The organism is Microbacterium sp. PI-1 (assembly GCF_004337555.1).
Classification (GTDB): domain Bacteria; phylum Actinomycetota; class Actinomycetes; order Actinomycetales; family Microbacteriaceae; genus Microbacterium; species Microbacterium aurugineum.
In genome coordinates this window covers 32,324-56,310 of record NZ_SJYZ01000018.1, presented here as the reverse complement: position 1 = coordinate 56,310, position 23,987 = coordinate 32,324, and the positions used below count along the sequence as shown (strand labels likewise).

The window sequence follows — 23,987 nt, the reverse complement described above, 5'->3', positions numbered from 1 at the left end:
CCACGGACGTCGGATCAGCTCCCGAGGACTCGCTCCAGGTAACGGTTCCCGAACCGGCGCTCCGGGTCGAGGCGGTCACGCAACGCGACGAAGTCCTCGAAGCGCGGGTAGCGTTCGCGCAGCGTCTCTTCGGTCAGCGTGTGGAGTTTGCCCCAGTGCGGGCGACCGCCGAACTCGAGCATGATCTCCTCCACCGCGCCGAAGTACTCGGTCGGGTCGGCCCGCCAGTACCGGTGCACGGCGATGTACGCCGTCGCGCGCCCGTGCGCCGTCGACAGCCAGCGGTCGTCGCTGGCGGCGAAGCGCACCTCGATCGGGAACTCGATCCGCCACCCGCGTCGGGCGATGAGAGCACGCACCGCCTCGAACGCCGGCACCACGTTCTCCGCGGGGAGCGCATACTCCATCTCGCGGAATCGCACGGTGCGACTCTGGATCAGCACTCGGTGCGAGAGCTCGGTGTACTCGCGATTCCCCGTGAGCCTGACCGCGAGCCGGCTGAACGGCGGGGTGATCGCGGGAACCGCTTGTCCCGCGGCACACACCATCCGATACACACCGTTGGACAGGAGCGTCTCGTCGATCCACCTCCCCACGACAGGGAGCGGCTGGCGCACGGTCGACTCAGGCAGGCGGGTCTGACGCTTGGTCAGGGCGACCTCGGTGTGGGGGAACCAGTAGAACTCGAAATGATCGGACGCCGCCACCCGCTCCTCGAGCGTCTCGAGCACGTCGTCGAGCGGAGCCGGTTCATCGATCGCATGCATCACGAAGGCCGGCACGCACTGGAGCGTGACTTCGACGATGATCCCGAGCGCGCCGAGGCCGAGCGCGACGGCCGGGAGCAGCTCACTCTCGCGCTCGTCATCGATGCGGAGGAACTCGCCGTCCGCCGTGACCATCGTGACTCCGACGACCTGGGTCGCGAGCCCGCCGAACCCGGCGCCGGTGCCGTGGGTCCCGGTCGAGATGGCACCCGCGATCGACTGTCGGTCGATGTCCCCCAAGTTCTCCATCGCGAGCCCGAAGGGTGCGAGCAAGCGCGGGATCCGATGCAGCCGGGTTCCTGCGAGAAGCGTCACCCGGCCGGTTGCGGCATCCGCGGAGACGAGTCCCTGCAGATCGTCGAGCTCGAGCAGGACTCCCGGCGCCACGGCGATGCCCGTGAAACTGTGTCCGGCGCCCACCGCCTTGATGCTGAGCCCCTGCTTCACCGCAGCCAGAACCGCCCGCTGCACACCCTCCGGACTGCGCGGACGCTCCACACGCACGGGCCGCACCGAGGCCGAGCGGCCCCAGTTCTGCCAGGATCCGCCGATTCTCGTCACAGGAACGCCTTTCCCTCGCCGCGATAGGTCGGCAACTCGTCGATGATCTCCTCACCCGACACCAGGTGGTATCCGTCGATGCGCTCCGCCGGCTCGCCGCTCTTGGCGTGACGGAACCAGACCCGATCCCCCACTCCGAGTGACCTGGCGGCAGGACCCTGCAGCGGTGTCTGCACCTCACCCGCCGCTTCGCGGGAGAGCGTGTGGAGTCCCTGCGGCCAGACGGCTCGCGGCTGGCGCGAGGCGACGGCCGGCCCGGAGGCGATCCATCCGCCGCCGAGCACGGTGGCGATGTCCGGGGCCGGGCGTCGGACGACGTCGAACGCGAATGCGGAAGCCGGCGCGGGACGGAAGGAGCGGTAGCCGTCGAACAGGTGTCCTCCGAGCAGGCCGCTGCCGGCGCTCGCCTCGGTGAGGGACTCATCGCTCCCGGTGAACTCGAGCGAACCCGTCCCCCCGCCGTTGAGGATCTCCAGAGACGCGATCGCTCCGACCGCGGCCACGATGTCCGCCCGACGCTCCCGCAGTTCGTTGCGGGAGCGCGCCTGCACCATCCGGATAAGGGGCGCGTCGGGGCCGGCGTCGTCGCCCTGCCCGGCGATCTGCGCGTCGTACATCTGCAGTCCGACCAGCCGGAAGCCCGGGCGCGCGACGACCTTTCGGGCGAAAGCGGCCACCTCTCCCGCCGAGAACAGAGCCGAGCGACGCACACCGATGTGTCCGAGGAGCGAGGAGCGCCACGAGGCGTCGACGTCGATCGCCACTCGGATCTCCGGACGGGATCCCGGTCCGGCGACACTGTCGATCACATCGAGGTGGACGAGGTCATCGACCATCAGCGTGATGCGCTGCGCCGCCTGCTCGTCGGCGAAGAGCTTCTCCAGCCCCGCGCGGTCCACGGTCGGGTAGCCGAGCATGATGTCGTCATGCGTCTCAGCGAGCCAGAGCGCCTCCTCGAGCGTGAACGCGAGGATGCCCCGGAACCCGGGGAGTTTCAGCACCGCATCGAGCACTGCACGCACACGCACCGACTTCGACGCCACGCGGATCGGAAGTCCACCGGCGCGGACCAGGAGATCCATGGCGTTGTAGCGGAGCGCTTCCCGGTCGATCACCGCGACGGGCGCCGGCAGCTGGCCCGTCACGGCGGAGAGGCGCGGCCAATAGCGGGCCGGATCCTCCCATTCGGGGGCGACCGCGAGCGCGCCGGGGGCCGGGCTCAGTTCGTCGATGAGGTCGAGCACTCCCCCACCCTACGGCCTCCTCGTACTCCGGATCACCCCCGACGGCACCGGGTCGCATCCTCTGACCGGGCTAGGCTGACGAGCAGGCCCCCGTAGCCCAATGGCAGAGGCAGGCGACTTAAAATCGCTTCAGTCTGGGTTCGAGTCCCAGCGGGGGCACCGCTTTCAGTCCTGTGCGCGTGCGAGCTTCTTCCGCTCACCCGCCGCCTCACGTATCCGACGCACGACCAGCACGACGAGGGCGATCGCGATCGCCGTGTAGACGGCGTAGTCGAGATAGCCGAGATATTGCTCCAGCTGCTCGTGCTGTGTGCCCAGGGCCGCGCCGACCCCCAGGAGCAGCGTGTTCCAGAGCCCGCTGCCGATGATCGTGAAGAGGCTGAAGGTCACCAGGTTCATGCGAGCAGCACCGGCGGGGATCGAGATGAGGCTGCGCACGCCGGGCACCATGCGCCCGACCAGCACCGTCCACGCGCCGCTGCGCACGAACCACTCGGATCCGCGCTCCAGGTCCGAGCGGCTCACCAGACGCGTCGCCGCGAGCAGACGCACCGCCCGGTGCATCCCGATCGCTGCGCCGAGGCCGTAGAGCAGGAGCGCACCGATCCACGATGCCAGCGTGCTCCAGAAGATGAGCCAGCCCAGGTTCAGCTGTCCGCTCTGGCTCAGGTACCCCGCGAACGGAAGGATCACCTCGCTCGGGATCGGCGGGATCAGCACTTCGAGGAAGACCAGAAGGCCGACGCCGAAGTCGCCGAGAGCGATGAGCACATCGGCCGCGAACCCGGTGAGGCCGGTGAAGCCGTGATCGGTGTCGATGGACAGAAGCATCAGTGGGCGAGCCTTCCCATGGTGGTCCCTTCGTGGAGCAGACCACCGGGCATCCCCACGTCGGAGAAGACGGCAGGGGTTTCTCGGCGGCCCGCGATGCGGGTGCCAAGGTCTCCTCCACCCTCGCGGGCCAGCGGGCCGGAGCACATTCTCGTGCTCGTAATGACGACGACGCTGCAGACGGGAGTACTCCCCTTCGCGGTGACGACACTATCGGAGCACGCCTGAGCAACGCCTCGGAAACGCACAGGTGCCGAGAAAACGAGGAACGGCCCCGGCGCTGAGCGCACGGGGCCGTTCCGCAGACGCGAGAGCGCCCGACTACTTCGCCGAAGCCTCGACGGGTTCAGCGGCCTTCTTCGCGGGAGCCTTCTTGGCGGGAGACTTCTTGGTCGCCGGCTTCTTCGCCTCCGGCTCACCGTCGGCGTCGGAAACCTTGGCCGCAGACTTCTTGACGGGAGGCTCGGACTTCGCGGCCGGAGCCGTGTCCGCAGCCGGCGCCGCGGGAGCAGCCGGACGCGGGCGGGCGGCGAACTCCTCGAACACGTAACGCGGGTTCTGCACGGTCTCGAGGTTCACCAGGTCGCGGCCCAGCCACAGGTTGTTCCACCAGCCCCAGATCACGCGGAACTTGCGCTCCCACGTCGGCATCGCGAGGCCGTGGTAGCCACGGTGCGCGACCCAGGCCACGAAGCCCTTGAGGGCGATCTTGCCGGACTGGAAGACACCGTTGTAGAGGCCGAGGCCCGCGACGGCGCCCAGGTTCTTGTGGAAGTACTCCTTGGGGTTCTCTCCGCGCAGGACGGCGACGAGGTTCTTGGCGAGGAGCTTCGCCTGACGGACCGCGTGCTGAGCGTTCGGCACGCAGAAGCCGCCGACTCCCCCGCCGGAGAGGTCGGGCACAGCGGACACGTCACCCGCGGCCCAGGCACCCTCGACGAAGGCCTCGGGGGTACCGACGCGCAGATCGGCGCGGGTCTGGATGCGACCGCGCTCCTCGACGGGAAGGTCTCCGCCCCGCACCACCGTCGGGTTGGCCATGACACCGGCGGTCCACACGATGACGTCGGTCGGGATGACCTCGCCCGTGGAGAGCTCGACGTTGCCGTCGATCGCCCCGGTGACCTGGGTGTCGAGGTGCACGTTGGCACCACGCTTGGCGAGGTCCTTCAGCACCCACTCGCTGGTCTTCAGCGAGACCTCGGGCATGATGCGCCCCATGGCCTCGATGAGGTGGAAGTGCGTGTCCTCGAAGCTCAGCTGCGGGTACTTGCCGACGAGCGAGGAGGCGAGCGAGCGCAGCTCCGCGAACACCTCGATGCCGGCGAAACCGCCACCGACGACGACGACGGACAGCAGGCGGTCGCGCTCCGGGCCGGCCGGCAGCGACGCCGCCTTGTCGAAGTTCGACATCACCTTGTCGCGGATCGCGACGGCTTCCTCGATCGTCTTCAGCCCGATCGCGTTGTCGGCGATCCCGGGAATCGGGAACGTGCGCGATACCGCTCCGGCGGTGACGACGATCTGGTCGTACGCGAACTCGTGCGGCTCGCCCACGGGCGGCGTGATCGTCGCGACCTTCTGCGCGTGGTTGATGTTCGTCACCTTCGCGGTGAGGACGTGCGTGCGCTTAAGGTGACGACGGTGGGCGACCACCGAGTGCCGCGCTTCGATCGAACCGGCGGCGACCTCGGGGAGGAACGGCTGGTAGGTCATGTACGGCAGCGGGTCGACCATCGTTACGTCGGCCTCACCCTTGCGCAGGTGCTTCTCGAGCTTCCACGCAGTGTAAAAACCTGCGTACCCTCCGCCGACGATCAGAATCTTGGGCACAGTGCTGTTCTGAGGCACAGAAGAACTACTCCTCGGAGTCGGGGATTTGGCGTACGGGAACGCGCGCCGATCGGATGCGCCGGGCAGCTGCGGTGACGCCAAGCGCTATCAGGATACCAGGGACCGTGAGCGCAATGAGCGGCAGGGTACCGTAACGCAGCGAATCAGCGCTGGGAAGCAACGGTGAACCGGCCTCGCTGGGCGCGTCCGCGGCCGGGAGAGGCGGCACGGCAACCGGTGTGACGGACGCCTCGGGTTCCGGTTTCGCCTCCGCGCGGCGGAACCACCGGATCCACTCGGCGAGATCGCCCATCGGGTTCTCGGTCACCGGCGCGATGTCCGCGGAGATCGCCGCCGCCGCATCCACGAGCCCGTAGCCGTAGAGCGGATCCCGCGGCTTGACGGCATCCGGAACCGGGATGGCCGTCTGGACGATCCGGTTGATCACGTCAATCGCCTTGATGTCGGGGTGCGCCGAACGGATCAGCGCTGCGACGCCGGCGACGATGGGGGCCGCGCCGCTCGTTCCGCGCCAGGGCTGGATCGTCCCGTCGGCCGAGACGCCGATCAAGCCCTCGCTGGGCGCCGAGATGCCGATCGTGATGCCCTGCGTGGAGGCCTCGACACTCGCCGTACCCGTCTGGTCCACCCCGCCGACCGTGAGCACACCGGGGATCGTGGCCGGGGCGCCGATGATGTTCGTCCCGCTCCCCCTGTTCCCTGCAGCGACGACCACGACGACGTCGTGCTCGAAGGCGTACAGGAACGCATCGTCCCAGCTCTCGTCCCAATCCAGCGTGTTCGTCGTGAAGGAGAGGTTGATGATGTCGGCGCCGTTGTCGACGGCCCAGCGCATGCCCTTCGCGACCTGCTCCGTGAATGGGACGGCCGCGGCCGCACCGAACCCCACGGAGATCGACAGCAGGTTCGCCTCGGGCGCCACACCGATCATGCCGGTGCCGTCCGCCGCGCCGCGCCCCGCAGCGAGCGACGCCACCCAGGAGCCATGGTTGCCGTCGACCGCGCCCAGCGGTGTGCGTCCGTCCGGAGTTCCCGCGCCGGAAACGTCGGTCCCGCCCACCACGGCATCGCCGAACACCTGTGGCACCTTGCCGATGCCCGTGTCGATCACGGCGATCGTCACGCCCTCGCCCCGTGTGGTCTGCCAGGCCTCGCGGATCCGCGCTCCGTCGAGCCAGTACTCCGACGCACGCGTCGGGTCGGCCGGATCATCCGGGATCGGCGGCGGGGTCGCGGAGGCTCCGAGGAGCAGGACGGAGGCCGCGACCACCACGATGGCGGCAGCGCTGCGGAACGTCCGACGCACGGTCATTCCGGGAGGGCCGCCTCTTCACGCGTGGCGGCGCCGGGGTCCTCACACCGGCAGACCGTCGGGGACCACGAGGAGCGCGACAGCGCGGCGTCGCCGATGGGGTTCACTCCAGGGCCCGCCGCGAGAGCGTGTCCGGCGAGCGCATGGAGGCACTTCACGCGCGTCGGCATGCCTCCGGCGGAGATGCCGTCGATCTCGGGGACCTCTCCGAACCGCGTGCGGTCGCCGAGGTAGGCCTGATGGGCGGCGAGGTAGGCCGCGGCCACCTCCTCGTCGTCGACGAGCAGGGCGGCGAGCTCCGGCATCACCTGCGTGGCTTCGAGCGTCGACATGGCCGCGGTCGCTGCCGGGTGGGTCAGGTAATAGAAGGTCGGGAACGGAGTGCCGTCCGGAAGACGGGGGGTCGTGGCGACCACCGTCGGGTTGCCGCAGGCGCACCGGGCGGCGATGCCCACCACACCCCGAGCGGGACGGCCGAGCTGGGCCGATACGACGGCGAGTTCGGCGGGAGTGGGGGCGGGGAACGGCGGCGTGGTCACCTCTCCAGCGTACGGGAGCCGCCCGAGAAGATGCTCGACGCGACCCCTCAGCGAGCCACCGCCGCCGTGTCGCTCAGGCCCGTCGAGACGAGCGTGCGCAACAGTTGCGGCATCCAGTCCGCGGGCTTCTCCTGGATGGTGTCGCTGACCGGCGCCTGCTCACGAGGCAGCGCGGAGGGATCGAGATCGTTGTCGATCAGGTACACGACCTCCCCCGGCTTCACGTAGTACAACCGTTCCCGAGCCTGGGTGGTGATGTAGGCGGGGTCGTTCCAGCGGTCCCGCTCTGCGATGAGCGCCGAGATCTCGTCCTCGCTCACCTGCACGGAGGCCTCGAGCGCCGCGATCTTCTGGCGCTGATCGATGAAGGTGCCGAGCGTGGGCACGAGGACCCACGCGCCGAGCACCACCAGCGAGAGCATGATGACGGAGAAGGCGGACAGACGGATACCCGCCGCCCATTCGCGGACGTCGACACGCGGAGCGGAGCCACGCGTCGACCTCGATGCGGACGCGGGCTTCGGCTTCGTGGCCGACTTCCCCGTCGTCCGCGGAGTCTTCGGCGCGGGAGACGCCGAAGGAGGAGCCGGTCGTCGTACCACGGCTCCTCCTTCGTCGTGCTGCCCGGCGGGTCGTTCGTGCATCCTCCGCCGGGCGAGATGTCTCGCTGTCTCGGCTGCGCTCAGGCCTGGTAGCGCGGGAACGCCGATCGACCGGCGAAGACCGCGGCATCTCCCAGCTCTTCTTCGATGCGCAGAAGCTGATTGTACTTCGCCACGCGCTCGCTGCGGGCAGGCGCACCCGCCTTGATCTGACCGGCGTTCGTCGCGACGACGAGGTCGGCGATCGTGGTGTCCTCGGTCTCGCCCGAGCGGTGCGAGAGCATCGCCGTGTAGCCCGAGCGCTGAGCGAGGCTGACCGCGTCGAACGTCTCGGTCAGCGTCCCGATCTGGTTCACCTTGACGAGCAGGGAGTTCGCGACGCCGCGCGTGATGCCGTCGGCCAGACGTGCCGGGTTCGTGACGAACAGGTCATCGCCGACCAGCTGCACCTTGGAGCCGAGGACGTCGGTGAGGTGCTTCCAGTTGTCCCAGTCGTCCTCGGCCAGCGCGTCCTCGATCGTGACGATCGGGAAGTCGTTGACGAGTCCGACGTAGTACTCGGTGAGCGCGGCGGCGTCCCAGTCCTTGTTGTCGAGACGGTAGACACCGTCCTTGAAGAACTCGGTGGCGGCGACGTCGAGGCCGAGCGCGATGTCGGTACCGGGGGTGAAGCCGGCCTTCTCGATCGCCTTCACCAGGAAGTCCAGTCCCTCGCGGTTGCTGGGCAGGTCGGGGGCGAAGCCGCCCTCGTCGCCGAGGCCGGTCGCGTAACCCGCGGCCTTCAGCTCCGCGCGCAGCACGTGGTAGGTTTCGACGCCCCAGCGGAGGGCGTCGGAGTAGGTCTCCGCACCGATCGGGGCGAGGAAGAACTCCTGCATGTCGATGCCGTTGTCGGCGTGCTCGCCGCCGTTGATGACGTTGAACAGCGGAACGGGCAGCACGTGCGCGTTCGGGCCGCCGAGGTAGCGGAACAGCGGCAGATCGGCCGAGTCGGCGGCAGCCTTGGCGACCGCGAGGCTCACGCCGAGGATGGCGTTGGCGCCGACGCGCTTCTTGTTCTCGGTGCCGTCGACCTCGTTGAGGATCTCATCGACGATGCGCTGCTCGCTCGCCTCGACACCTTCGATCGCCGGGCCGAGCTCATCGATGATGGCCTCGACGGCCTTGAGCACGCCCTTGCCGCCGTAGCGGTCCTTGTCGCCGTCGCGGAGCTCGTACGCCTCGAACGCGCCGGTGGATGCGCCGGACGGGACAGCCGCCCGCTGCACGATGCCGTCGTCGAGGAGGACCTCCACCTCGACGGTCGGGTTTCCGCGCGAGTCGAGAATCTCGCGTGCGCCTACAGCCTCGATCAGTGCCACTGATGTGCTCCTTGCTCAGGGGGAAAACGTGGTGTGGAGCGTCGTCGATCCGCGCCCAGTCTAGCCCGCGCTCCTCACCGGCCCAGGGACTCTTTCCTCCCGGTACGCGCAGTCAGACCACGACCGCGATCGCGAAGCCGTCCCAGCCCTTGACCCCGACGGTCTGCAGCGCCGTGGCGTCGAAGCGCGGATCCTCCCCGAGCATCCGGAGTCCGTCACGGGTGCCGACCACCTTCGGGTCGACGGCGTCCTCACGCACGATCTCCCCCTCGCGCCCGATGTTGTCCAGCACGATCACGGTTCCCGCGTGCCCGAGCTTCGCCGCCCAGTCGAGGTAGATCGTGTTGGACTCCTTGTCGGCGTCGATGAACACCAGATCGAAACCGCCGACCAGGCTCGGGAGCACGTCCGCTCCCCTGCCCACCCGGATGTCGACGCGATCGCCGACGCCCGCCGCGTCGATGCTCGCCCGGGCGACGGCGGCGTTGTCGGGCTCCGCCTCGACCGTCACCACCCGCCCCTCGGGCCCGACGGCGCGAGCGAGCCAGATCGTGGAGTAGCCGCCGAGCGTGCCGATCTCGAGCACCCGTCGCGCGCCGCTGATCCGGACGAGGAGGTTCAGCAGCTTGCCCGCCACGGGCGCGACCTCGATCTCGGGCAGACCCGCCGCCCGCTGGGCCGTGAGCGCCGCCTCGAGGTGGGCATCGGAGCCGATCAGTGTGTCGGCGAGGAACGAATCGGTCTGCGACCAGGCCGCGGGAGTGGATTCCATGCCCTCAGCCAACCCCCGACGCCTCGGCCCGTCAAGGCTGCGGCGGGGAGAGCCGGGGTGCCGGAGCGGCGAGTTCCGGCTGCGTGCGGAACTGCCCGGTCAGCGCGAGCACGACCGCGACGAGGAGGAGCACGATCCACCCGGCGAGCCCGAGCGGCCCGGCGAGAGCCATGTCCGGCTGCGAGGCGGCGAAGATCAGCACGAGTCCGGCGGCGGCATTGAGCGATCCGTGCGCGATCACGGCGGGCCACACCGACCCCGAGCGCAGACGCAGCCACCCGAACAGGACACCCCAGGCGACGCATCCGCCGATCATGAGCACCACGCCCAGGATGTCGGTGCGCCCGAAGTTGTACCCGAGCAGGATGATCGGGCTGTGCCAGGCGCCCCAGATCACACCGCTCAGGATCAGGGCGGGCCAGGTCCCGAGCGGGCGCAGCGCCGGCAGCAGCCAGCCCCGCCAGCCGAGCTCCTCGCCGAACGCGAAGAAGCTGTTGATCAACGCACCGACCGGGATCGCGGCGATCTGCGCGAACACGAGGATTCCGACCGGGGGCAACGGCGTGCCGGCCGGGACGGCCTTCTCGAGTTCGGCGGCGAAGGCGGGGAAGGTCGGGTCGAACTGCACGAAGCCGAACGCCGCCGCCACGAGGAGGCTCGCTCCGACCAGGAGGGGCGGAACCAGCCATCCGACGACGATGAGCCATACGACGCGCTTCGCGGGACGCAGCGGCCAGAGTCCGAGGAACCGGGCGCGCCCACCCCGACCGGGAACCCCCATCGCGAAGGTCACGATGACCGCGGCGACCGCCGGAGTGCACATCATCAGCGGGAGCAGCACGACGGTCAGCGGTTCGGCGAGTCCGTCACCGAGCCACAGCGGCAGCGCCACCAGCCACGCCAGGGCGAAGGCCACGACGACGAAGAGAAGGACGGCGGCCCAGGGCACGCGCCGCAGTTGTGGAGTGGAGTCGATCATGACGTCGCCTTTCCGGTGTCGGTGGGCATCGTGCCCGATGTTCGCGTGCGGTCGACATACGCCTGCAGCAGTGCGGCCGCCTCCTCTGCGCCGTCGATCGTCACGAGGAAGGGACGTCGACCGCGGCGCGAGACCTCGATCGCCGGCCCCCGGCGCAGGACGATACCCGAACGGCCGTCGACGGCGACGCGCCATCCCCATCCGCCGAACTCACCGAACGGCGAGATGTCGACGGCGCGCGCCGACTCGACCTCGTCGAGCGGGACACGGACCCGCGGCCACCCCAGGAGCGCCCGCGCAGCGAAGCCCTCCGGCGTGATCATGACGCGGAAGGAGGCCGTGGCCGCCAGCGAGAGGCCCACGACGAGCACCACGAGAGCGACGATCCCTCCTCCCTCGGTTCCGGTCCCGAGCAGGTACGCGGCGAGCGCGACGAGTCCGAGCAGCACGACGAGGAGGAAGGCGACCACACCGCGGGGCATGCTCGTCGTGGCGATCCACACGACGCGTTCCCCCTTCTCGATGTGCACTGCGTACCGCGGCTCGAGCGTGCGGCCCCGGGGAGCGCGGACGCGAGGCTGCACGGCCCAGGCCGCTCCGGCGACGACGAGGAGCGCGACGAAGGAAACGGCGACGACACCGCCGATGCCGGGGATTTCGGAGGACTCGGACAGATCGCGCTGGATCGCGAGCGACCCGATGCTCGTGACCGCGGCGAAGGCCGCCATCCCGGCGGCGAGCGCACCCATCAGCCGCGCTGCGCCGCCCCAGTGCGACCCGACCGCGACGAGTGTCGTGACGACCATCAGCGCGGGGATCCCGAGGCCCACCCCGAGCAGGAGCCAGAGATACGTGGCCGCGGGTCCGAACCCGTCGGCGCCGTCGACACCCCAGTGGGTCGCGACCTGCTCCGGAAGCGACGGCAACCAGGAGAGCAGCACCACCAGCGCGACCGTCGTGATCACGATCGGCACGAGCACGGCGACGAGGAAGAACATCCGTCGGGCGCGCTTCAGGAGCGGCGGTGGCGTGCGGGTGAGGTCGTAGGTGGTCATGGCGAGTCCTCCTCGCGACGGTCGGAGTGGTCGAGGTCGGAGCGGACCTCTCGATGGGAGCGCACGATGCCCGCGAGCGTATCGGCGGAGACACCGAGCGCAGCGGCGCGGCGCACCAGGTCGTCGATGTCATGGGCGAGTTCGGCGAGCGGTGCCGCCGATGCTGCGATGACCGCCCCTCGGCCCCGGCGGAGGTCGACGAGCCCTTCGTCGCGCAGCCGCTGGTAGGCGTGGAGCACGGTGTGCTGATTGATCGACAGCGCTTCGGCGACATCGCGCGCCGCGGGGAGCCGGTCCCCGGGAGCCAGGACGCCGGCGAGGATGTCGGAGCGGACGGAGGTCGCCACCTGGTCGTACAGCGCACGCGGGCTGTCGACATCGACACGGATGAGCATGTGGCCCCCTCCCCTCGAATCTCTAGTTATTCTATGCGAACTAGAACAACTGTCACAATCCTCCACACGTCTTTGTCGCTCTCGGAGCGGTACTCCACACTGACCTCATGCGCATCACTCCCCGCCGTCTCGCGATCGGTATGAGCCTGTGGATCCCCAATCTCTTCAGCGGAATCCGCATCCGCCGCTTCAGTGAGGACTGGACGCACGCCACCGTGGAACTGCACGTCAACGTCTTCACCCGCAACTACGTCAAGACCGCGTTCGGCGGCTCGATGTCGGCGATGACCGACCCGTACTTCTTCATGCTGGTGATGCACCAGCTCGGCCGCGACCATGTCGTGTGGGACACGCGCGGCGAGATCGAGTTCCTCAAGCCGGGACGAGGCGTGCTCACGGCCGAGTTCGAGGTGTCGAAGGAGAAGGCCGAGGAGATCCGCGAGCGTGCGCGCGGCGGGGCCAAGGTGCTCGAGTGGTTCGAGACGGTCATCACCGACCGCGAGGGCGACGTCGTCGCGAAGGTGCGCCGCGAGGTCTACATCCGCGAGAAGAAGCGGGTCACCGCCGCACGGAGCTGACCGCCGTCACCCGCCGTTCACCGTCGCATGCCACGATGACGGGATGCCCCTCGCTCGTCGCCTGACACTCACGGACGCCGTCGCCATCGGCCTGGGTTCCATGATCGGTGCCGGCGTGTTCGCGGTGTGGGCACCGGCGATCGGCGTCGCGGGAAGCGGAGTCTTCGTCGCGCTCGCCATCGCCGCCGTCGTCGCGTACTGCAATGCCACATCATCGGCGCAGCTCGCCGCTGCCCATCCGGTCGCCGGCGGGACCTACGCCTATGCACGCGCGGAGATCGGCCCCTGGTGGGGCTTCGTCGCCGGCTGGAGCTTCGTGATCGGCAAGATCGCCAGCTGCGCCGCCATGGCGATGACGTTCGCCGCCTATGCCGCCCCCGAAGGATGGACCGTTCCGGTGGCGGTCGCCGCGGTCGCCGCGCTCGCGATCGTGAACTGCCTCGGCGTCACGCGCACCGCGATGCTCACCCGCGTGCTGGTCGTCTGCTCGCTCCTCGGGATCGCGGTCGCGGTCGGGTTCGGGTTCGGGTTCGGCGCGATCACCAGCGCGGCTCCGCTGCCCGACGCCACGGCGTACGGCGTGTTGCAGGGGGCTGGCCTGCTGTTCTTCGCCTTCGCCGGTTACGCCCGCATCGCGACGATGGGCGAAGAGGTGGTCGACCCCGCGCGCACCATCCCCCGTGCCATCGTGGTCGCGCTGGGTGGTGCCGTCGTCGTCTACCTGCTCGTGGCGGTCGTGGTGGTCCTCGTGCTCGGCGCCGACGCGGCGGAGTCGACCGCTCCCCTCGTCGACGTGCTCCTGGCGACCGGATGGCCCGCGCTCACGCCGATCGTGCGCGTGGCCGCCGCGGCCGCCTCACTCGGAGCCCTCCTCGCGCTGCTGACCGGCATCGGACGCACCACGCTGGCCATGGCACGGGAGAGCGACGTGCCGAGGTTCCTGGCGAAGATCGATCAGCGCCATCAGGTGCCGCAGCGCGCAGAGATCGTGATCGCGATCGCCGTGATCGCGATCGTCCTCGTCGCTGATCTCCGCGACGCCATCGGGTTCTCGTCGTTCGGAGTGCTCCTGTACTACCTCATCGCGAATGCGGCCGCCTTCCGACAGGCCGGAAGCGCTCGCCGCTACCCCCGCGCGCTGCAGGTGCTCGGAGCACTCGGCTGCCTCCTGCTGGTGAACACGCTTCCCGTGCTCGCCTCGCTCATCGGAGTAGCGGTGGTCCTCCTCGGCGTCACCTATCGGCTGGTGCGTCTGCGCGTCTCCCGATCCTGATCTCAGAGGCTCGACTCGGCGCGGTACACCCGCGGCGCGATGCCCAGGACCGACTGGAAGTCGCGGGTGAGATGGGCATGGTCGGAGTACCCGAGGTCGGCCGCGATCGAGGCGAGGTCGACGCCCGGCTGATCCCGGACGCGCTGTGCCGCCTCCTGCAGACGCCGTCGCCGGATCATCGCGGCCGGCGAGATGCCCACATGACGATGCGTCATCCGCTGCAGGGTCCGCACGGAGACCCCCAGGCGCGTCGCCGCCTCCTCCGGCGTGAGCACCGCGGCGTCGTCCATCAGCACGTCCGTCAACGCGTTCGCCTGCCGGTCGGGCTCGCTCACCGCCCCGACCCGATCCGCGAGCCACCGTGCGAAGACCTCCACCGCTCGTTCCCGGCGCCCGTCGCCCGAGGCCATCGCGGCCACCACGTCGTGGCGGAGCGCGGCCACCGCGGTCTCGGGTGCGGTCAGTGCGCGCTCGCCGTCGATCAACGCAGCCGGGTCGTCGATCAGCGCGGCCACCGCGGCGGGGCGCAGCAGGGCACCGACCGCCCAGCCTCGCCCTCGCAGGTCGCGGTGGGAGACGCGGGTCGTCACACCGGACAGCATCACGGCATCGGCATCCACGACGAGGTTGAGCGCGGGGTAGGCCACCATCTCTTGCCGCGATGAGCGCCCGGCGGCGATGTCCCACTCCGGGATCCAGAACCACACGACCAGCTCCGCGACCTCCGCCGGCGCGGGCAGCCGATGGAATTCCGGGAGCCGCGCCGGATAGAGCACGCCACGAGTCGGATTCACCATGGGGCCAGGGTAGGCGCTGCCACCGACGTGCGGAGGTTGTCGCGGATCTTCAAGCCATGGTCCGCCCGCGGGACGTACCGTGGCGACATGAGCGACGACACCTCCACGACAGCCACCCCGACCACCGGCGCCACCGGCACCCACACCACCGACGGCCGCCCGCACGGGGCCACCTCCCTCACCCCGTTCCTGGCGATCCGAGGCGCGAAGCAGGCGATCGACTTCTATCGCGACGTGTTCGGCGCGCGGGTCGTCGACGTCACCGAGTTCGGCGGCGTCGTCGTGCACGCCGACCTCGACTTCGGGCTGGGCCGTCTCCAGCTGGGCGAACCGAATCCGGAGTACCACCTCGTCCGCGCACCCGAGGGCGATGACGACTGCTACTCGATGGGTCTCTACGTCTCCGACGTCGACACCGTCGTCGAGAAGGCCGTGGTCGCCGGAGCCACCGTGCGCGAAGCACCGGCCCTCTTCGTCTCCGGCGATCGGTTCGCCAGCATCCGCGATCCGTTCGGCGTGCGCTGGTCCGTCATGACGCGCGTCGAGGACATCTCCGAGGAAGAGAGCAGCCGACGGGTCGCGGAATGGGCGGCATCGTTCAGCGAGGCTCCCGCCGACGCGAGCTGAGCGACCGCTCCACCGCCCGGCACACGGCGGGTGTCAGGGCCTCGGCCGTACGGCGGTAACCCAGGGCACTCGGGTGGAACCGGTCCAGGCTGAACATCGTCTCCGGCTCGTCGAAGAACATCGGCCCCACCGCGCGACGCAGATCGACCGCCTCCGCGCCTGCCTGTCGCGCCGTCTCGTCCTGGATCTCGGCGAGACGACGCGACAGGCTCGACGCGATCCGACGGAGAGGCTGCGGCACCGGGCGCAACGCCCCGAGGTCGGGGCACGTGCCCACGACGACCTCGACCCCGAGCGCGCTCAGCCTGCGGATCGTCTCCTGCAGGTGCTGCGCCGACAGCGCCACGGGCAGCCGATGCGTCACATCGTTGCCGCCCACCACGATCACCGCGACGTGCGGACGGTACCCGGCGGGGAGGGCATCGAGCTGAGCAGTCAGGTCGGGTGACTCCGAGCCGACGACTGCCGCCGTACGCAGCCGCACCGGACGGTGCATCCGGCGTCCGATCGCCTTCGCCAGACGCCCGCCGAGCGTCTCCTTGCGACGCTCGGCCCCGAGACCGGCGGCGATGGAGTCGCCGAGCATCAGCAGATCGAGCGGTTCCCCGTCGAGCGCGCCACGCCAGACGCGATCCGCATCGAGCGACTCCTCCCCCAGCGGCTTGCCGATGCGCTTCCGTGCGAGCGCAGCCTGCTGCACGAGCACCAGACGGACGGACGCCGCCACCGTCACGGCGATCAGCGCCGCGAGCATCACGAGACGGAACCGGCTCATGACCCGATTCGACCCGATCACCGTGAACACGGCGTGAACGGCCCGACGCCGCTCTCGTGCCCCGGGCAGGCATCAGGAGAGCGGCTTGACCTCCAGGTCGCCCGCGCCCGCCGTGACCATCGCGAAAGCCGTGTAGCCGTCGGCCGCCGACCGCTCGAGCAGCGCCTTGACGTTCTTCGTCCGTCGCTCCAGCCGTACGCGGGTGCCCTCGGCGATCAGCGCGGCCTTCTGCCGGACCAGCTCCTGCACCGGGACGTCCGCATCGTGGATCAGGACCACGGCCTGGGCCACGGTGTCCTTCTCCTCGGCGATCAGGTCGACGAGGCGCTCGAACCCGAGCGAGAACCCGACCGCCGGAACCTGCTGGCCGAGGAACCGCCCGATCATGCCGTCGTAGCGCCCGCCGCCCCCGAGCGAGTATCCGACGGAGGGGTGCGCGAGCTCGAAGATCGTGCCCGTGTAGTAGCCCATGCCGCGCACGAGGAACGGGTCGAACACGAGCGGGATGTCGGACTGCCCCCGCCCCGCTGCGACCGCCTCGCCGATGCCGACCAGGTGCTCGACGAGCTCGACGGGTGCTCCCTCGGGCAGCGCCTTGCGGATCTGCCGCTCCCCGAACGGGTGGTACTCCATCGTCTGCGGGCGCTGCAGGAAAGCATCGAAGGCGTCGGCGGCGGCCGCGGAAGCGCTGCGCTCGCGCAGCTCCGCGACGACGCCCTCCGGTCCGATCTTGTCGAGCTTGTCGATCGTGATGAGCACCCCGGGGCGTTCCTCGGCCGTGAAGCCGAAGCTGTCCAGCATCCAGTCCAGCACCCGGCGGTCATTGATCCGCACGGTCGCGCCGTCGAGTCCGAGCGCGTCGACGGCGTCGAGGGAGGCGACCATCAGCTCCGCCTCGGCCCGTGAGGAGTCATCGCCCATGATGTCGATGTCGCACTGGACGAACTGCCGATAGCGCCCCTTCTGCGGCCGCTCGGCGCGCCACACCGGGCCGATCTGGATCGACCGGAAGACGGTGGGGAGCTGGCCGCGGTTGCTCGCGTAGAAGCGCGCGAGCGGCACGGTCAGGTCGTAGCGGAGACCGAGGTCCGAGAGTGCGGCGGGGTCGTCGGCCGCGGCCCGGATCGCGTCGGCATCGAGGCCGCGACGGAGGATGTTGTACGAGAGCTTCTCGTTGTCGCCACCGATCCCGGCATGGAGGCGATCGTAGTCCTCGACGACGGGCGTCTCGATCTCATCGAAGCCGTGCGCGAGGTAGCGCTCGCGGATGACGGAGAGCACGCGCTCACGGCGAGCCTTGTCGGCGGGGAGGATGTCGCGCATACCGCGCGGCGGGTTCACAGTAGCCACAGGTCCATCTTCCCAGGTCGGCCCGAGGGTCCGTGCGCCCGGACGATCAGGAGGCCGCTTCGGCCGCTGTCACGTCGTCCTCGAGCACGCGCAGGCGCTCGCGGAGTGCGCGCTCCGCATCCCACCCCGCGACGCGGGCCGTCGCCACCAGCGCGAGCAATGCGTCACCGAGCTCGGCTTCCGATGCCGGAACGTCAGCCTCGTCGCCGGGTTCGACCGCCACCTCCACCTGAGCGGCGCGGCCGACCAGTTTCTGGGCGAGGGCGAGTGCCGGCATCCCCCGCGGCACGCCGTCGAGCACGCTGCGGCGGGTGCGCTTCTCCGCGGCCTTCGCCGCGTTCCAGTGCACGAGCACCTGCTCCGGGGTCTCGGCGACCTCACCGGCGAAGACATGCGGATGCCGGCGCACCATCTTCTCGGTGAGCGTCCGTGCCACGTCGTCGATGTCGAACGGATCCTCGGGGTCCTGCGCGGCGATCGCCGCATGGAACAGCACCTGCCAGAGCAGATCGCCCAGCTCCTCGCGCAGATCGTCCCGGGTGCCGGTCTCGACCGCGTCGATCACCTCGTGCGATTCCTCGATCAGATACGGCACCAGGTCCTGGTGCGTGATGCGCTGCGACCAGACGCAACGCGCGCGCACCTCCCGCATGGTCTCGGCAGCGGCGCGGAGCGGATCGTCCACCCCGGCACCGGGCTCAGGATGAGAGCTCATGCGTCCTCCTTCGAACAGAGCGGAACCGGCTCCGCGCTCAGGACGAGGCGGATGCGGTGCGACGGTACCAGCGCGCACGCAACGACACGATGAGCGCAGAAAGCAGAAGGGCGATCAACGACCCGACGAGCACGCCGAGGATCGCCTGGTCCCGGATACCGCGATCGTCGGCGAACGCGAGATTCGCCAACAGCAGCGACACGGTGAACCCGATCCCGCCGAGCGCCCCGGCCGCGAGGATGTCGGCGAACGGCAGCGCCGGATCCGAGCCCTTCGGACGGATGTGCATCGCAAGCCAGCCGAACAGCGAGATCCCGATGATCTTGCCGACCGGCAACGCGACCACGATCCCCCAGAAGGCCGGAGAGAGCTGCGTGGGCGAGAGGGCGGGGATCACCACGAACGCCGCGACGAAGGCGAAGATCGGAAGGATCACCCCGTTCACGGACGGCTCGAGCGCGTGACGCGTGCGGGCGGCCGGAACCGGAGCCATGACGAGCCCCAGCAGCACACCGGCGATCGTGGCGTGGATGCCCGACGAAGCCACGAGGCCCCACGTCACGACACCGACCACGACCATCGCGACGGCGATCAGCGGGTGCCCCTTCGCATGCAGGAAGCGGCTGAGGGCCCAGAACACGGCGACCCCCACGACCGCGAGGCCGAGCAGCAGCCACTGCACGTCGCCGGCGAAGAGGACCGCGATGAAGATGATGCCGATGATGTCATCGAGGATCGCGAGGGCGAGCAGGAAGACGCGCACACGAGACGGCAGACCCTTCCCGAACATCGCCAGCACACCGAGGGCGAAAGCGATGTCGGTCGCGGTCGGAATGGGCCACCCCGAAGACGTCGAGCTGTCTCCCCCGGCGATCAGCAGGTACACCGCGATCGGGACCAGGACTCCGCCGGTCGCCGCGATCGCGGGCTGCACGGCCTTGCGCAGGGAATCGAGCTCGCCGTGGGTGAGTTCGTGGCGCAGCTCGATGGCGACCACGAGGAAGAAGACCGCGAGGAGTCCGTCCGACACCCAGTGCTCGATCGACAGGTCGAGGTCCGTCCCCGGCACCGCGATGTGGAAGTCGAGGAAGGCGGCCAACGGATCGTGCGTGGGCAGGTTCGCGAGCAACAAGCCGAGACCGGCCGCGAGGAGGAGGAGGACGGCGGGGAACTGCTGCCCGCGGAGGGGGTTCGCTGAGATGCGCATCCGTCCCATCGTATGGTCCCGGCTCACCCCGCGGTCCCCGTGCCTTCCGCGATCCGCGCTCCGCGGTCCGGCGCGTCCGTCCGGCGTCCGTCATGCGTGCAGAACACCCTCGGCGTGCGGGATACTCTCGAAGTGTGACCCCCGCACACTCCTTCTCCGAACCCACGAACACCGAGGCGATCCGCGTGATCGGCCGTTTCGAAGCCGGCCGCGGCATCCCCGATGCCATGCGCACCGACGTCAGGATGCTCGGGCAGCTGCTCGGGCAGGTACTGCGCGAAGCCGGCGGCGACGGACTCTTCGAAGACGTCGAACGCCTCCGGCTCGCCACGATCCAGGCCTACGACCAGGAGACCCCCGACGCGTTCGAGCGCGCCGCGGCGATCGCCGAGTCGTTCACGGTCGCCCGCGCCGACGAGGTCGCGCGCGCGTTCACCTGCTACTTCCACCTGGTGAACCTCGCCGAGGAGCACCAACGCGTGCGCGTGCTGCGCGAGCGCGCAGGGCAGCCGGGACGCGAGGATGCCGCCGACACCGTCGCGACCGCATACGCGCGACTGCGGACCGAGGTCGGCGACGACGAGGCGCGCCGGCGCCTGGAGGGCCTGCGCTTCCACCCGGTCTTCACCGCGCATCCGACCGAGGCCCGCCGCCGCGCGGTCTCGTCGAGCATCCGTCGCCTGTCCGAACTCCTCACGCAGCACGACGCAGCGAGCGAGGGCGGCTCGGAGGAGCACCGTGCTCGCCGGCGCATGCTGGAGGAGATCGACACGCTCTGGCGCACGGCTCCCCTGCGGTCGCAGAAGCCGTCCCCGACCGACGAGGTCCGCACCGTGATGGGCGTGTTCGACGAGACGCTGTTCACGACCGTTCCGCACGTCTATCGCCGCATCGATGACGCCCTGCGCGGCGAGGAATCCGGCGCCAGCGCCCCGGTCGTGCCCGCGTTCGTGCGGATCGGCTCGTGGGTGGGCGGCGATCGGGACGGCAACCCGTTCGTCACCGCCTCCGTGACCCGCGAAGCCTCGCAGATCGCCGCCGACCATGTGCTGCGCGGCCTCGAGCGCGCGCTCGAGCGGATCGGTCGTGCACTCACGCTCTCGGCGGACGACACCCCGCCGAGCGCCGACGTCACGGCACTCTGGGACCGCTTCGCGGCCGGAGACCCCGAGCTGGCCGCGGAACTCGCGACCCGCTCGCCGGACGAGCCCCACCGTCGCGTGCTGCTGGTGATGGCGCGCCGCATCGCCGCCACCCGTCAGGGCGATGGTGCACGGGCCTACGCCCGCCCCGAAGAGCTTCTCGCCGATCTGCGGGCCGTGCAGTCGTCGCTCGCGGATGCCGGCGCGAAGCGTCACGCATTCGGCGGCGTGCAGCACCTGATCTGGCAGGTGGAGACCTACGGTTTCCACCTGACCGAGCTCGAGGTGCGTCAGCACTCGCAGGTGCACGCCAAGGCGCTGGCCGAGCTGGACGCCGGCGAGGCTCTCAGCGCCCAGACCGAGGAGGTGCTGGAGGTCTTCCGCGCGATCGCGGACATCCAGCGCGATCGCGGTGTGCGGGCCGCGGGGCGCTACGTCGTCTCGTTCACCCAGGCCGCCTCTGATCTCGCCAACGTGCATCGCCTCGCGCGGTACGCCCTGGGCGACGACGCCCCGGTGCTCGACGTGGTCCCGCTGTTCGAGACGTTCGCCGATCTGCAGGCCGCGCCGGGCATCCTCGCCGAAGCCGTGACGTTCCCGGAGTTCCGCGAACGCATGGCCGCCACGGGCAACCGCCTCGAAGTCATGCTCGGCTACTCGGACTCGTCCAAGGACGTCGGTCCGGTCGCCGCGAACCTGGCCCTGTACGAGGCGCAGGAGAAGATCGCCCGCTGGGCGCAGGAGTCCGGCATCGTCCTGACGCTCTTCCACGGTCGCGGCGGCGCCCTCGGCCGCGGTGGAGGACCTGCGAACTCCGCCATCCTCGCGCAGCCGCCGCACTCGGTGGACGGTCGGTTCAAGCTCACCGAGCAGGGCGAGGTCATCTTCGCGCGCTACGGCGAGCCCGCCATCGCGATGCGGCACATCGACCAGGTCGCCGCCGCGACGTTGCTGGCGTCCTCCCCCACGGAGGAAGCGCGCACCAGCCGCGCCGCCGAGCGCTACGCCGAGATCGCCTCGATCATGGACGCCGCCTCGCGGGAGCGCTTCTTCTCACTCGTGAAGGCGGACGGCTTCGCCCCGTGGTTCGCCACCGTGACGCCGCTCGAGGAGATCGGCCTGCTCGCACTCGGGTCCCGCCCCGCACGCCGAGGACTCTCGGTCGAGTCGCTGGAAGATCTGCGGGCGATCCCGTGGGTGTTCGCGTGGACGCAGGCGCGCATCAACCTCGCGGGCTGGTTCGGGCTCGGCACCGCACTGGACGCCGTCGGCGATGAGGAGCTCCTTGCCGAGGCGTACCGCGAGTGGCCGCTGCTGCACACGATGATCGACAACGTGGCGATGAGCCTGGCCAAGACGGATGAGCGCATCGCCCGGGAGTATCTCGCCCTCGGCGACCGTGACGACCTCGCTCAGCTCGTCCTCGATGAGCTGGCGACCACGCGGCGCTGGGTGATCCGGCTCACCGGCGGCGACAGCCTCCTGGAGAACAAGCCGGTCCTGCAACGCGCCGTGCAGCTGCGCAGCCCCTACGTGGATGCGCTCTCGCTCCTGCAGTTGCGTGCACTGCGCGCGCTGCGCTCCGCGGACGAGGAGCCGACGGGCTCGGGAGCCGACGCCGAACAGCAGCGGCTGCTCCTGCTCTCGGTGAGTGGAGTCGCCGCCGGCCTGCAGAACACCGGGTGACCGGCGCCCCGCCTGCCGCGTGCGTCGCCCACGATGGACCGCCGCTAGAGTGAAATCTCGCGCCGGATCCGGCGAAGCCTCACGCGACACGATCGCCTGCACCACCATCCCCCACCAGAAAGCCCCTTCCGCGTGACCGCTACGACTCCCGTCGACTTCCACCCGCTCGCCCCCGCCGTGCAGCCCGTCTTCGACACGGTGCTCGCCCGCAGCCCGCATGAGCCGGAGTTCCAGCAGGCCGTCCACGAAGTGCTGCACTCGATCGCGCCGGTCCTGGAGCAGCACCCGGAATACGTCGAGGGCGGGATCCTGGAACGGCTCGTCGAGCCCGAGCGTCAGATCCTGTTCCGCGTACCGTGGGTCGACGACTCCGGAAAGCTGCAGGTCAACCGGGGCTACCGCGTGCAGTTCTCCTCGGTGCTCGGCCCGTACAAGGGTGGGCTGCGCTTCCACCCCTCGGTCGACCTGTCGATCATCAAGTTCCTCGGGTTCGAGCAGATCTTCAAGAACGCGCTCACCGGTCAGGGCATCGGCGGCGGCAAGGGCGGATCCGACTTCGATCCGCACGGCAAGTCCGACGCCGAGGTCATGCGCTTCTGCCAGTCGTTCATGAACGAGCTCTACCGTCACCTCGGAGAGCACACCGACGTCCCCGCCGGCGACATCGGGGTGGGCGGCCGCGAGATCGGCTACCTGTTCGGCCAGTACCGCAAGATCACCAACCGCCACGAGTCGGGCATGTTCACCGGCAAGGGCACCGGGTGGGGCGGCGCGGAGGTGCGCACAGAGGCGACCGGATACGGCGCGGTGTTCTTCGCCCAGGAGATGCTCGCTGTGCACGACGACTCCCTCGCCGGCAAGCGCGTGGGCATCTCGGGCTCCGGCAACGTCGCGATCTACGCGATCCAGAAGGCCACGCAGCTCGGCGCGACCCCGGTGACCGCCTCCGACTCCTCCGGCTACGTCGTCGACGACGCCGGCATCGACGTCGACCTGCTCCGTCAGCTCAAGGAGGTCGAGCGCGCCCGCATCGTCGAGTACGCCAACCGTCGCCCGAGCGCACGCTTCATCGAGGGCGGCAGCGTCTGGGAGGTCCCGGTCGACATCGCGGTGCCCTCGGCCACGCAGAACGAGGTCAGCCTGTCCGACGCCGAAGCGCTGATCGCCAACGGCGTGCGCGTGGTGTCGGAAGGCGCGAACATGCCGTGTGTGCCGGATGCCGTCGACGCGTTCCAGAAGGCGGGTGTGCTGTTCGCCCCCGGAAAGGCCGCCAACGCGGGCGGGGTCGCGACCTCGGCCCTCGAGATGAGCCAGAACGCGTCGCGCCAGCGCTGGAGCTTCGGGGACAGCGAGAACAAGCTGCGCGAGATCATGGCGGACATCCACGATGCCGCGTTCGACGCCGCGGAGCGTCACGGTGTCGCAGGTGACTACGTGGCCGGTGCCAACATCGCGGGCTTCGAGCGCGTCGCCGCCGCGATGCTCGCCCAGGGCGTCATCTGATCCCTCGCCCTCTCCGTTCCGGTCGCGATATGTCACCGTTTCGGCTGATTTCGGCTGACATA

Annotated in this window: 22 protein-coding genes and 1 tRNA gene; 6 read left to right on the top strand and 17 right to left on the bottom strand. The window is 69.9% G+C overall.

Annotated elements, in window-relative coordinates:
• Positions 1 to 14: 14 nt before the first annotated feature.
• Positions 15 to 1,328, bottom strand: a complete 1,314-nt coding sequence (locus E0W80_RS14445; protein ID WP_131493493.1) for a D-arabinono-1,4-lactone oxidase — start codon at positions 1,326 to 1,328, stop codon at positions 15 to 17.
• Entirely contained in the window at positions 1,325 to 2,572 is a 1,248-nt protein-coding gene (locus tag E0W80_RS14440; RefSeq protein WP_131493491.1) for an alanine racemase, read from the bottom strand. The genes E0W80_RS14445 and E0W80_RS14440 overlap by 4 nt, the downstream gene beginning before the upstream one ends.
• An 86-nt stretch (positions 2,573 to 2,658) precedes the next feature.
• Here E0W80_RS14440 and E0W80_RS14435 point away from each other — a divergent pair.
• Positions 2,659 to 2,731, top strand: a tRNA-Leu gene (locus E0W80_RS14435).
• A 6-nt stretch (positions 2,732 to 2,737) separates the two neighbouring features.
• Here the strand turns inward: E0W80_RS14435 and E0W80_RS14430 are convergent.
• The 10 genes from E0W80_RS14430 to E0W80_RS14385 all read right to left on the bottom strand — a co-directional run bounded on the left by E0W80_RS14430 (position 2,738) and on the right by E0W80_RS14385 (position 12,272).
• Positions 2,738 to 3,403 (bottom strand): DedA family protein, encoded by a 666-nt coding sequence (locus tag E0W80_RS14430; protein WP_131493489.1) that lies wholly within the window; start codon positions 3,401 to 3,403, stop codon positions 2,738 to 2,740.
• Between the two features lie 321 nt (positions 3,404 to 3,724).
• Positions 3,725 to 5,236, bottom strand: a complete 1,512-nt coding sequence (locus tag E0W80_RS14425; protein ID WP_131493487.1) for an FAD-dependent oxidoreductase — start codon at positions 5,234 to 5,236, stop codon at positions 3,725 to 3,727.
• Between the two features lie 25 nt (positions 5,237 to 5,261).
• Positions 5,262 to 6,569, bottom strand: coding sequence for a S8 family serine peptidase (locus E0W80_RS14420; RefSeq protein WP_131493485.1), 1,308 nt, complete (start codon positions 6,567 to 6,569; stop codon positions 5,262 to 5,264).
• A complete protein-coding gene (locus E0W80_RS14415) occupies positions 6,566 to 7,108 on the bottom strand; it encodes a DUF501 domain-containing protein (RefSeq protein WP_131493483.1) in 543 nt (180 codons plus the stop codon). The genes E0W80_RS14420 and E0W80_RS14415 overlap by 4 nt, the downstream gene beginning before the upstream one ends.
• 47 nt (positions 7,109 to 7,155) lie before the next feature.
• The gene (locus E0W80_RS14410) at positions 7,156 to 7,710 is read right to left on the bottom strand and encodes a septum formation initiator family protein (RefSeq protein ID WP_240740542.1); all 555 of its coding nucleotides are present in this window, start codon (positions 7,708 to 7,710) and stop codon (positions 7,156 to 7,158) included.
• Between the two features lie 80 nt (positions 7,711 to 7,790).
• Complete coding sequence (gene eno, locus E0W80_RS14405) at positions 7,791 to 9,071, bottom strand: phosphopyruvate hydratase (RefSeq protein ID WP_131493480.1); 1,281 nt, start codon at positions 9,069 to 9,071, stop codon at positions 7,791 to 7,793.
• 112 nt (positions 9,072 to 9,183) lie between these two features.
• Complete coding sequence (locus E0W80_RS14400) at positions 9,184 to 9,843, bottom strand: O-methyltransferase (protein WP_131493478.1); 660 nt, start codon at positions 9,841 to 9,843, stop codon at positions 9,184 to 9,186.
• A gap of 31 nt (positions 9,844 to 9,874) precedes the next feature.
• Positions 9,875 to 10,822 (bottom strand): type II CAAX endopeptidase family protein, encoded by a 948-nt coding sequence (locus E0W80_RS14395; protein ID WP_131493476.1) that lies wholly within the window; start codon positions 10,820 to 10,822, stop codon positions 9,875 to 9,877.
• Positions 10,819 to 11,877 (bottom strand): DUF1648 domain-containing protein, encoded by a 1,059-nt coding sequence (locus tag E0W80_RS14390; RefSeq protein ID WP_131493474.1) that lies wholly within the window; start codon positions 11,875 to 11,877, stop codon positions 10,819 to 10,821. Before E0W80_RS14390 ends, E0W80_RS14395 begins: the two co-directional genes overlap by 4 nt.
• A complete protein-coding gene (locus E0W80_RS14385; RefSeq protein WP_047523193.1) occupies positions 11,874 to 12,272 on the bottom strand; it encodes a GntR family transcriptional regulator in 399 nt (132 codons plus the stop codon). Before E0W80_RS14385 ends, E0W80_RS14390 begins: the two co-directional genes overlap by 4 nt.
• Before the next feature lie 107 nt (positions 12,273 to 12,379).
• On the opposite strand from E0W80_RS14385, the gene E0W80_RS14380 reads away from it, so the two are divergent.
• Both E0W80_RS14380 and E0W80_RS14375 read left to right on the top strand, forming a co-directional pair.
• A complete protein-coding gene (locus E0W80_RS14380) occupies positions 12,380 to 12,850 on the top strand; it encodes a DUF4442 domain-containing protein (RefSeq protein WP_047523192.1) in 471 nt (156 codons plus the stop codon).
• 43 nt (positions 12,851 to 12,893) lie between these two features.
• Positions 12,894 to 14,123 (top strand): APC family permease, encoded by a 1,230-nt coding sequence (locus tag E0W80_RS14375; RefSeq protein WP_131493472.1) that lies wholly within the window; start codon positions 12,894 to 12,896, stop codon positions 14,121 to 14,123.
• 2 nt (positions 14,124 to 14,125) lie between these two features.
• On the opposite strand, the gene E0W80_RS14370 is transcribed toward E0W80_RS14375, so the two are convergent.
• Positions 14,126 to 14,920: a helix-turn-helix domain-containing protein gene (locus E0W80_RS14370; RefSeq protein WP_131493470.1), complete on the bottom strand. Its 795-nt coding sequence runs from the start codon at positions 14,918 to 14,920 to the stop codon at positions 14,126 to 14,128.
• 87 nt (positions 14,921 to 15,007) lie between these two features.
• Here E0W80_RS14370 and E0W80_RS14365 point away from each other — a divergent pair, with 87 nt between their 5' ends.
• Positions 15,008 to 15,547 carry a VOC family protein gene (locus E0W80_RS14365; RefSeq protein ID WP_131493468.1) on the top strand — a complete coding sequence of 180 codons (540 nt, stop codon included), beginning with the start codon at positions 15,008 to 15,010 and terminating at the stop codon, positions 15,545 to 15,547.
• On the opposite strand, the gene E0W80_RS14360 is transcribed toward E0W80_RS14365, so the two are convergent.
• From E0W80_RS14360 to nhaA, 4 genes are all read right to left on the bottom strand, one after another.
• A complete protein-coding gene (locus tag E0W80_RS14360) occupies positions 15,519 to 16,322 on the bottom strand; it encodes an SGNH/GDSL hydrolase family protein (protein WP_131493466.1) in 804 nt (267 codons plus the stop codon). The two genes, E0W80_RS14365 and E0W80_RS14360, sit on opposite strands and share 29 nt — an antisense overlap.
• 72 nt (positions 16,323 to 16,394) lie before the next feature.
• Positions 16,395 to 17,645 (bottom strand): histidine--tRNA ligase, encoded by a 1,251-nt coding sequence (hisS, locus tag E0W80_RS14355; protein WP_240740543.1) that lies wholly within the window; start codon positions 17,643 to 17,645, stop codon positions 16,395 to 16,397.
• Positions 17,646 to 17,718: 73 nt separating this feature from the next.
• Positions 17,719 to 18,387: a MazG family protein gene (locus E0W80_RS14350; RefSeq protein ID WP_131493464.1), complete on the bottom strand. Its 669-nt coding sequence runs from the start codon at positions 18,385 to 18,387 to the stop codon at positions 17,719 to 17,721.
• Positions 18,388 to 18,424: 37 nt separating this feature from the next.
• Positions 18,425 to 19,594 carry a Na+/H+ antiporter NhaA gene (gene nhaA / locus E0W80_RS14345; protein WP_047523187.1) on the bottom strand — a complete coding sequence of 390 codons (1,170 nt, stop codon included), beginning with the start codon at positions 19,592 to 19,594 and terminating at the stop codon, positions 18,425 to 18,427.
• A gap of 134 nt (positions 19,595 to 19,728) precedes the next feature.
• On the opposite strand from nhaA, the gene E0W80_RS14340 reads away from it, so the two are divergent.
• Together E0W80_RS14340 and gdhA are read left to right on the top strand one after the other, a co-directional pair.
• Positions 19,729 to 22,422, top strand: a complete 2,694-nt coding sequence (locus tag E0W80_RS14340; RefSeq protein ID WP_131493462.1) for a phosphoenolpyruvate carboxylase — start codon at positions 19,729 to 19,731, stop codon at positions 22,420 to 22,422.
• Between the two features lie 132 nt (positions 22,423 to 22,554).
• Positions 22,555 to 23,925, top strand: a complete 1,371-nt coding sequence (gene gdhA / locus E0W80_RS14335; protein WP_131493460.1) for an NADP-specific glutamate dehydrogenase — start codon at positions 22,555 to 22,557, stop codon at positions 23,923 to 23,925.
• The last annotated feature ends 62 nt before the right edge of the window (positions 23,926 to 23,987 follow it).

Coding starts and splice junctions, on each gene's coding strand:
- E0W80_RS14365 (WP_131493468.1), top strand. CDS start 15,008: ATGAGCGACGACACCTCCACGACAGCCACCCCGACCACCGGCGCCACC.
- E0W80_RS14420 (WP_131493485.1), bottom strand. CDS start 6,569: ATGACCGTGCGTCGGACGTTCCGCAGCGCTGCCGCCATCGTGGTGGTC.
- E0W80_RS14370 (WP_131493470.1), bottom strand. CDS start 14,920: ATGGTGAATCCGACTCGTGGCGTGCTCTATCCGGCGCGGCTCCCGGAA.
- E0W80_RS14350 (WP_131493464.1), bottom strand. CDS start 18,387: ATGAGCTCTCATCCTGAGCCCGGTGCCGGGGTGGACGATCCGCTCCGC.
- E0W80_RS14385 (WP_047523193.1), bottom strand. CDS start 12,272: ATGCTCATCCGTGTCGATGTCGACAGCCCGCGTGCGCTGTACGACCAG.
- E0W80_RS14375 (WP_131493472.1), top strand. CDS start 12,894: ATGCCCCTCGCTCGTCGCCTGACACTCACGGACGCCGTCGCCATCGGC.
- E0W80_RS14380 (WP_047523192.1), top strand. CDS start 12,380: ATGCGCATCACTCCCCGCCGTCTCGCGATCGGTATGAGCCTGTGGATC.
- E0W80_RS14395 (WP_131493476.1), bottom strand. CDS start 10,822: ATGATCGACTCCACTCCACAACTGCGGCGCGTGCCCTGGGCCGCCGTC.
- E0W80_RS14390 (WP_131493474.1), bottom strand. CDS start 11,877: ATGACCACCTACGACCTCACCCGCACGCCACCGCCGCTCCTGAAGCGC.
- E0W80_RS14430 (WP_131493489.1), bottom strand. CDS start 3,403: ATGCTTCTGTCCATCGACACCGATCACGGCTTCACCGGCCTCACCGGG.
- E0W80_RS14360 (WP_131493466.1), bottom strand. CDS start 16,322: ATGAGCCGGTTCCGTCTCGTGATGCTCGCGGCGCTGATCGCCGTGACG.
- nhaA (WP_047523187.1), bottom strand. CDS start 19,594: ATGCGCATCTCAGCGAACCCCCTCCGCGGGCAGCAGTTCCCCGCCGTC.
- E0W80_RS14400 (WP_131493478.1), bottom strand. CDS start 9,843: ATGGAATCCACTCCCGCGGCCTGGTCGCAGACCGATTCGTTCCTCGCC.
- hisS (WP_240740543.1), bottom strand. CDS start 17,645: ATGCGCGACATCCTCCCCGCCGACAAGGCTCGCCGTGAGCGCGTGCTC.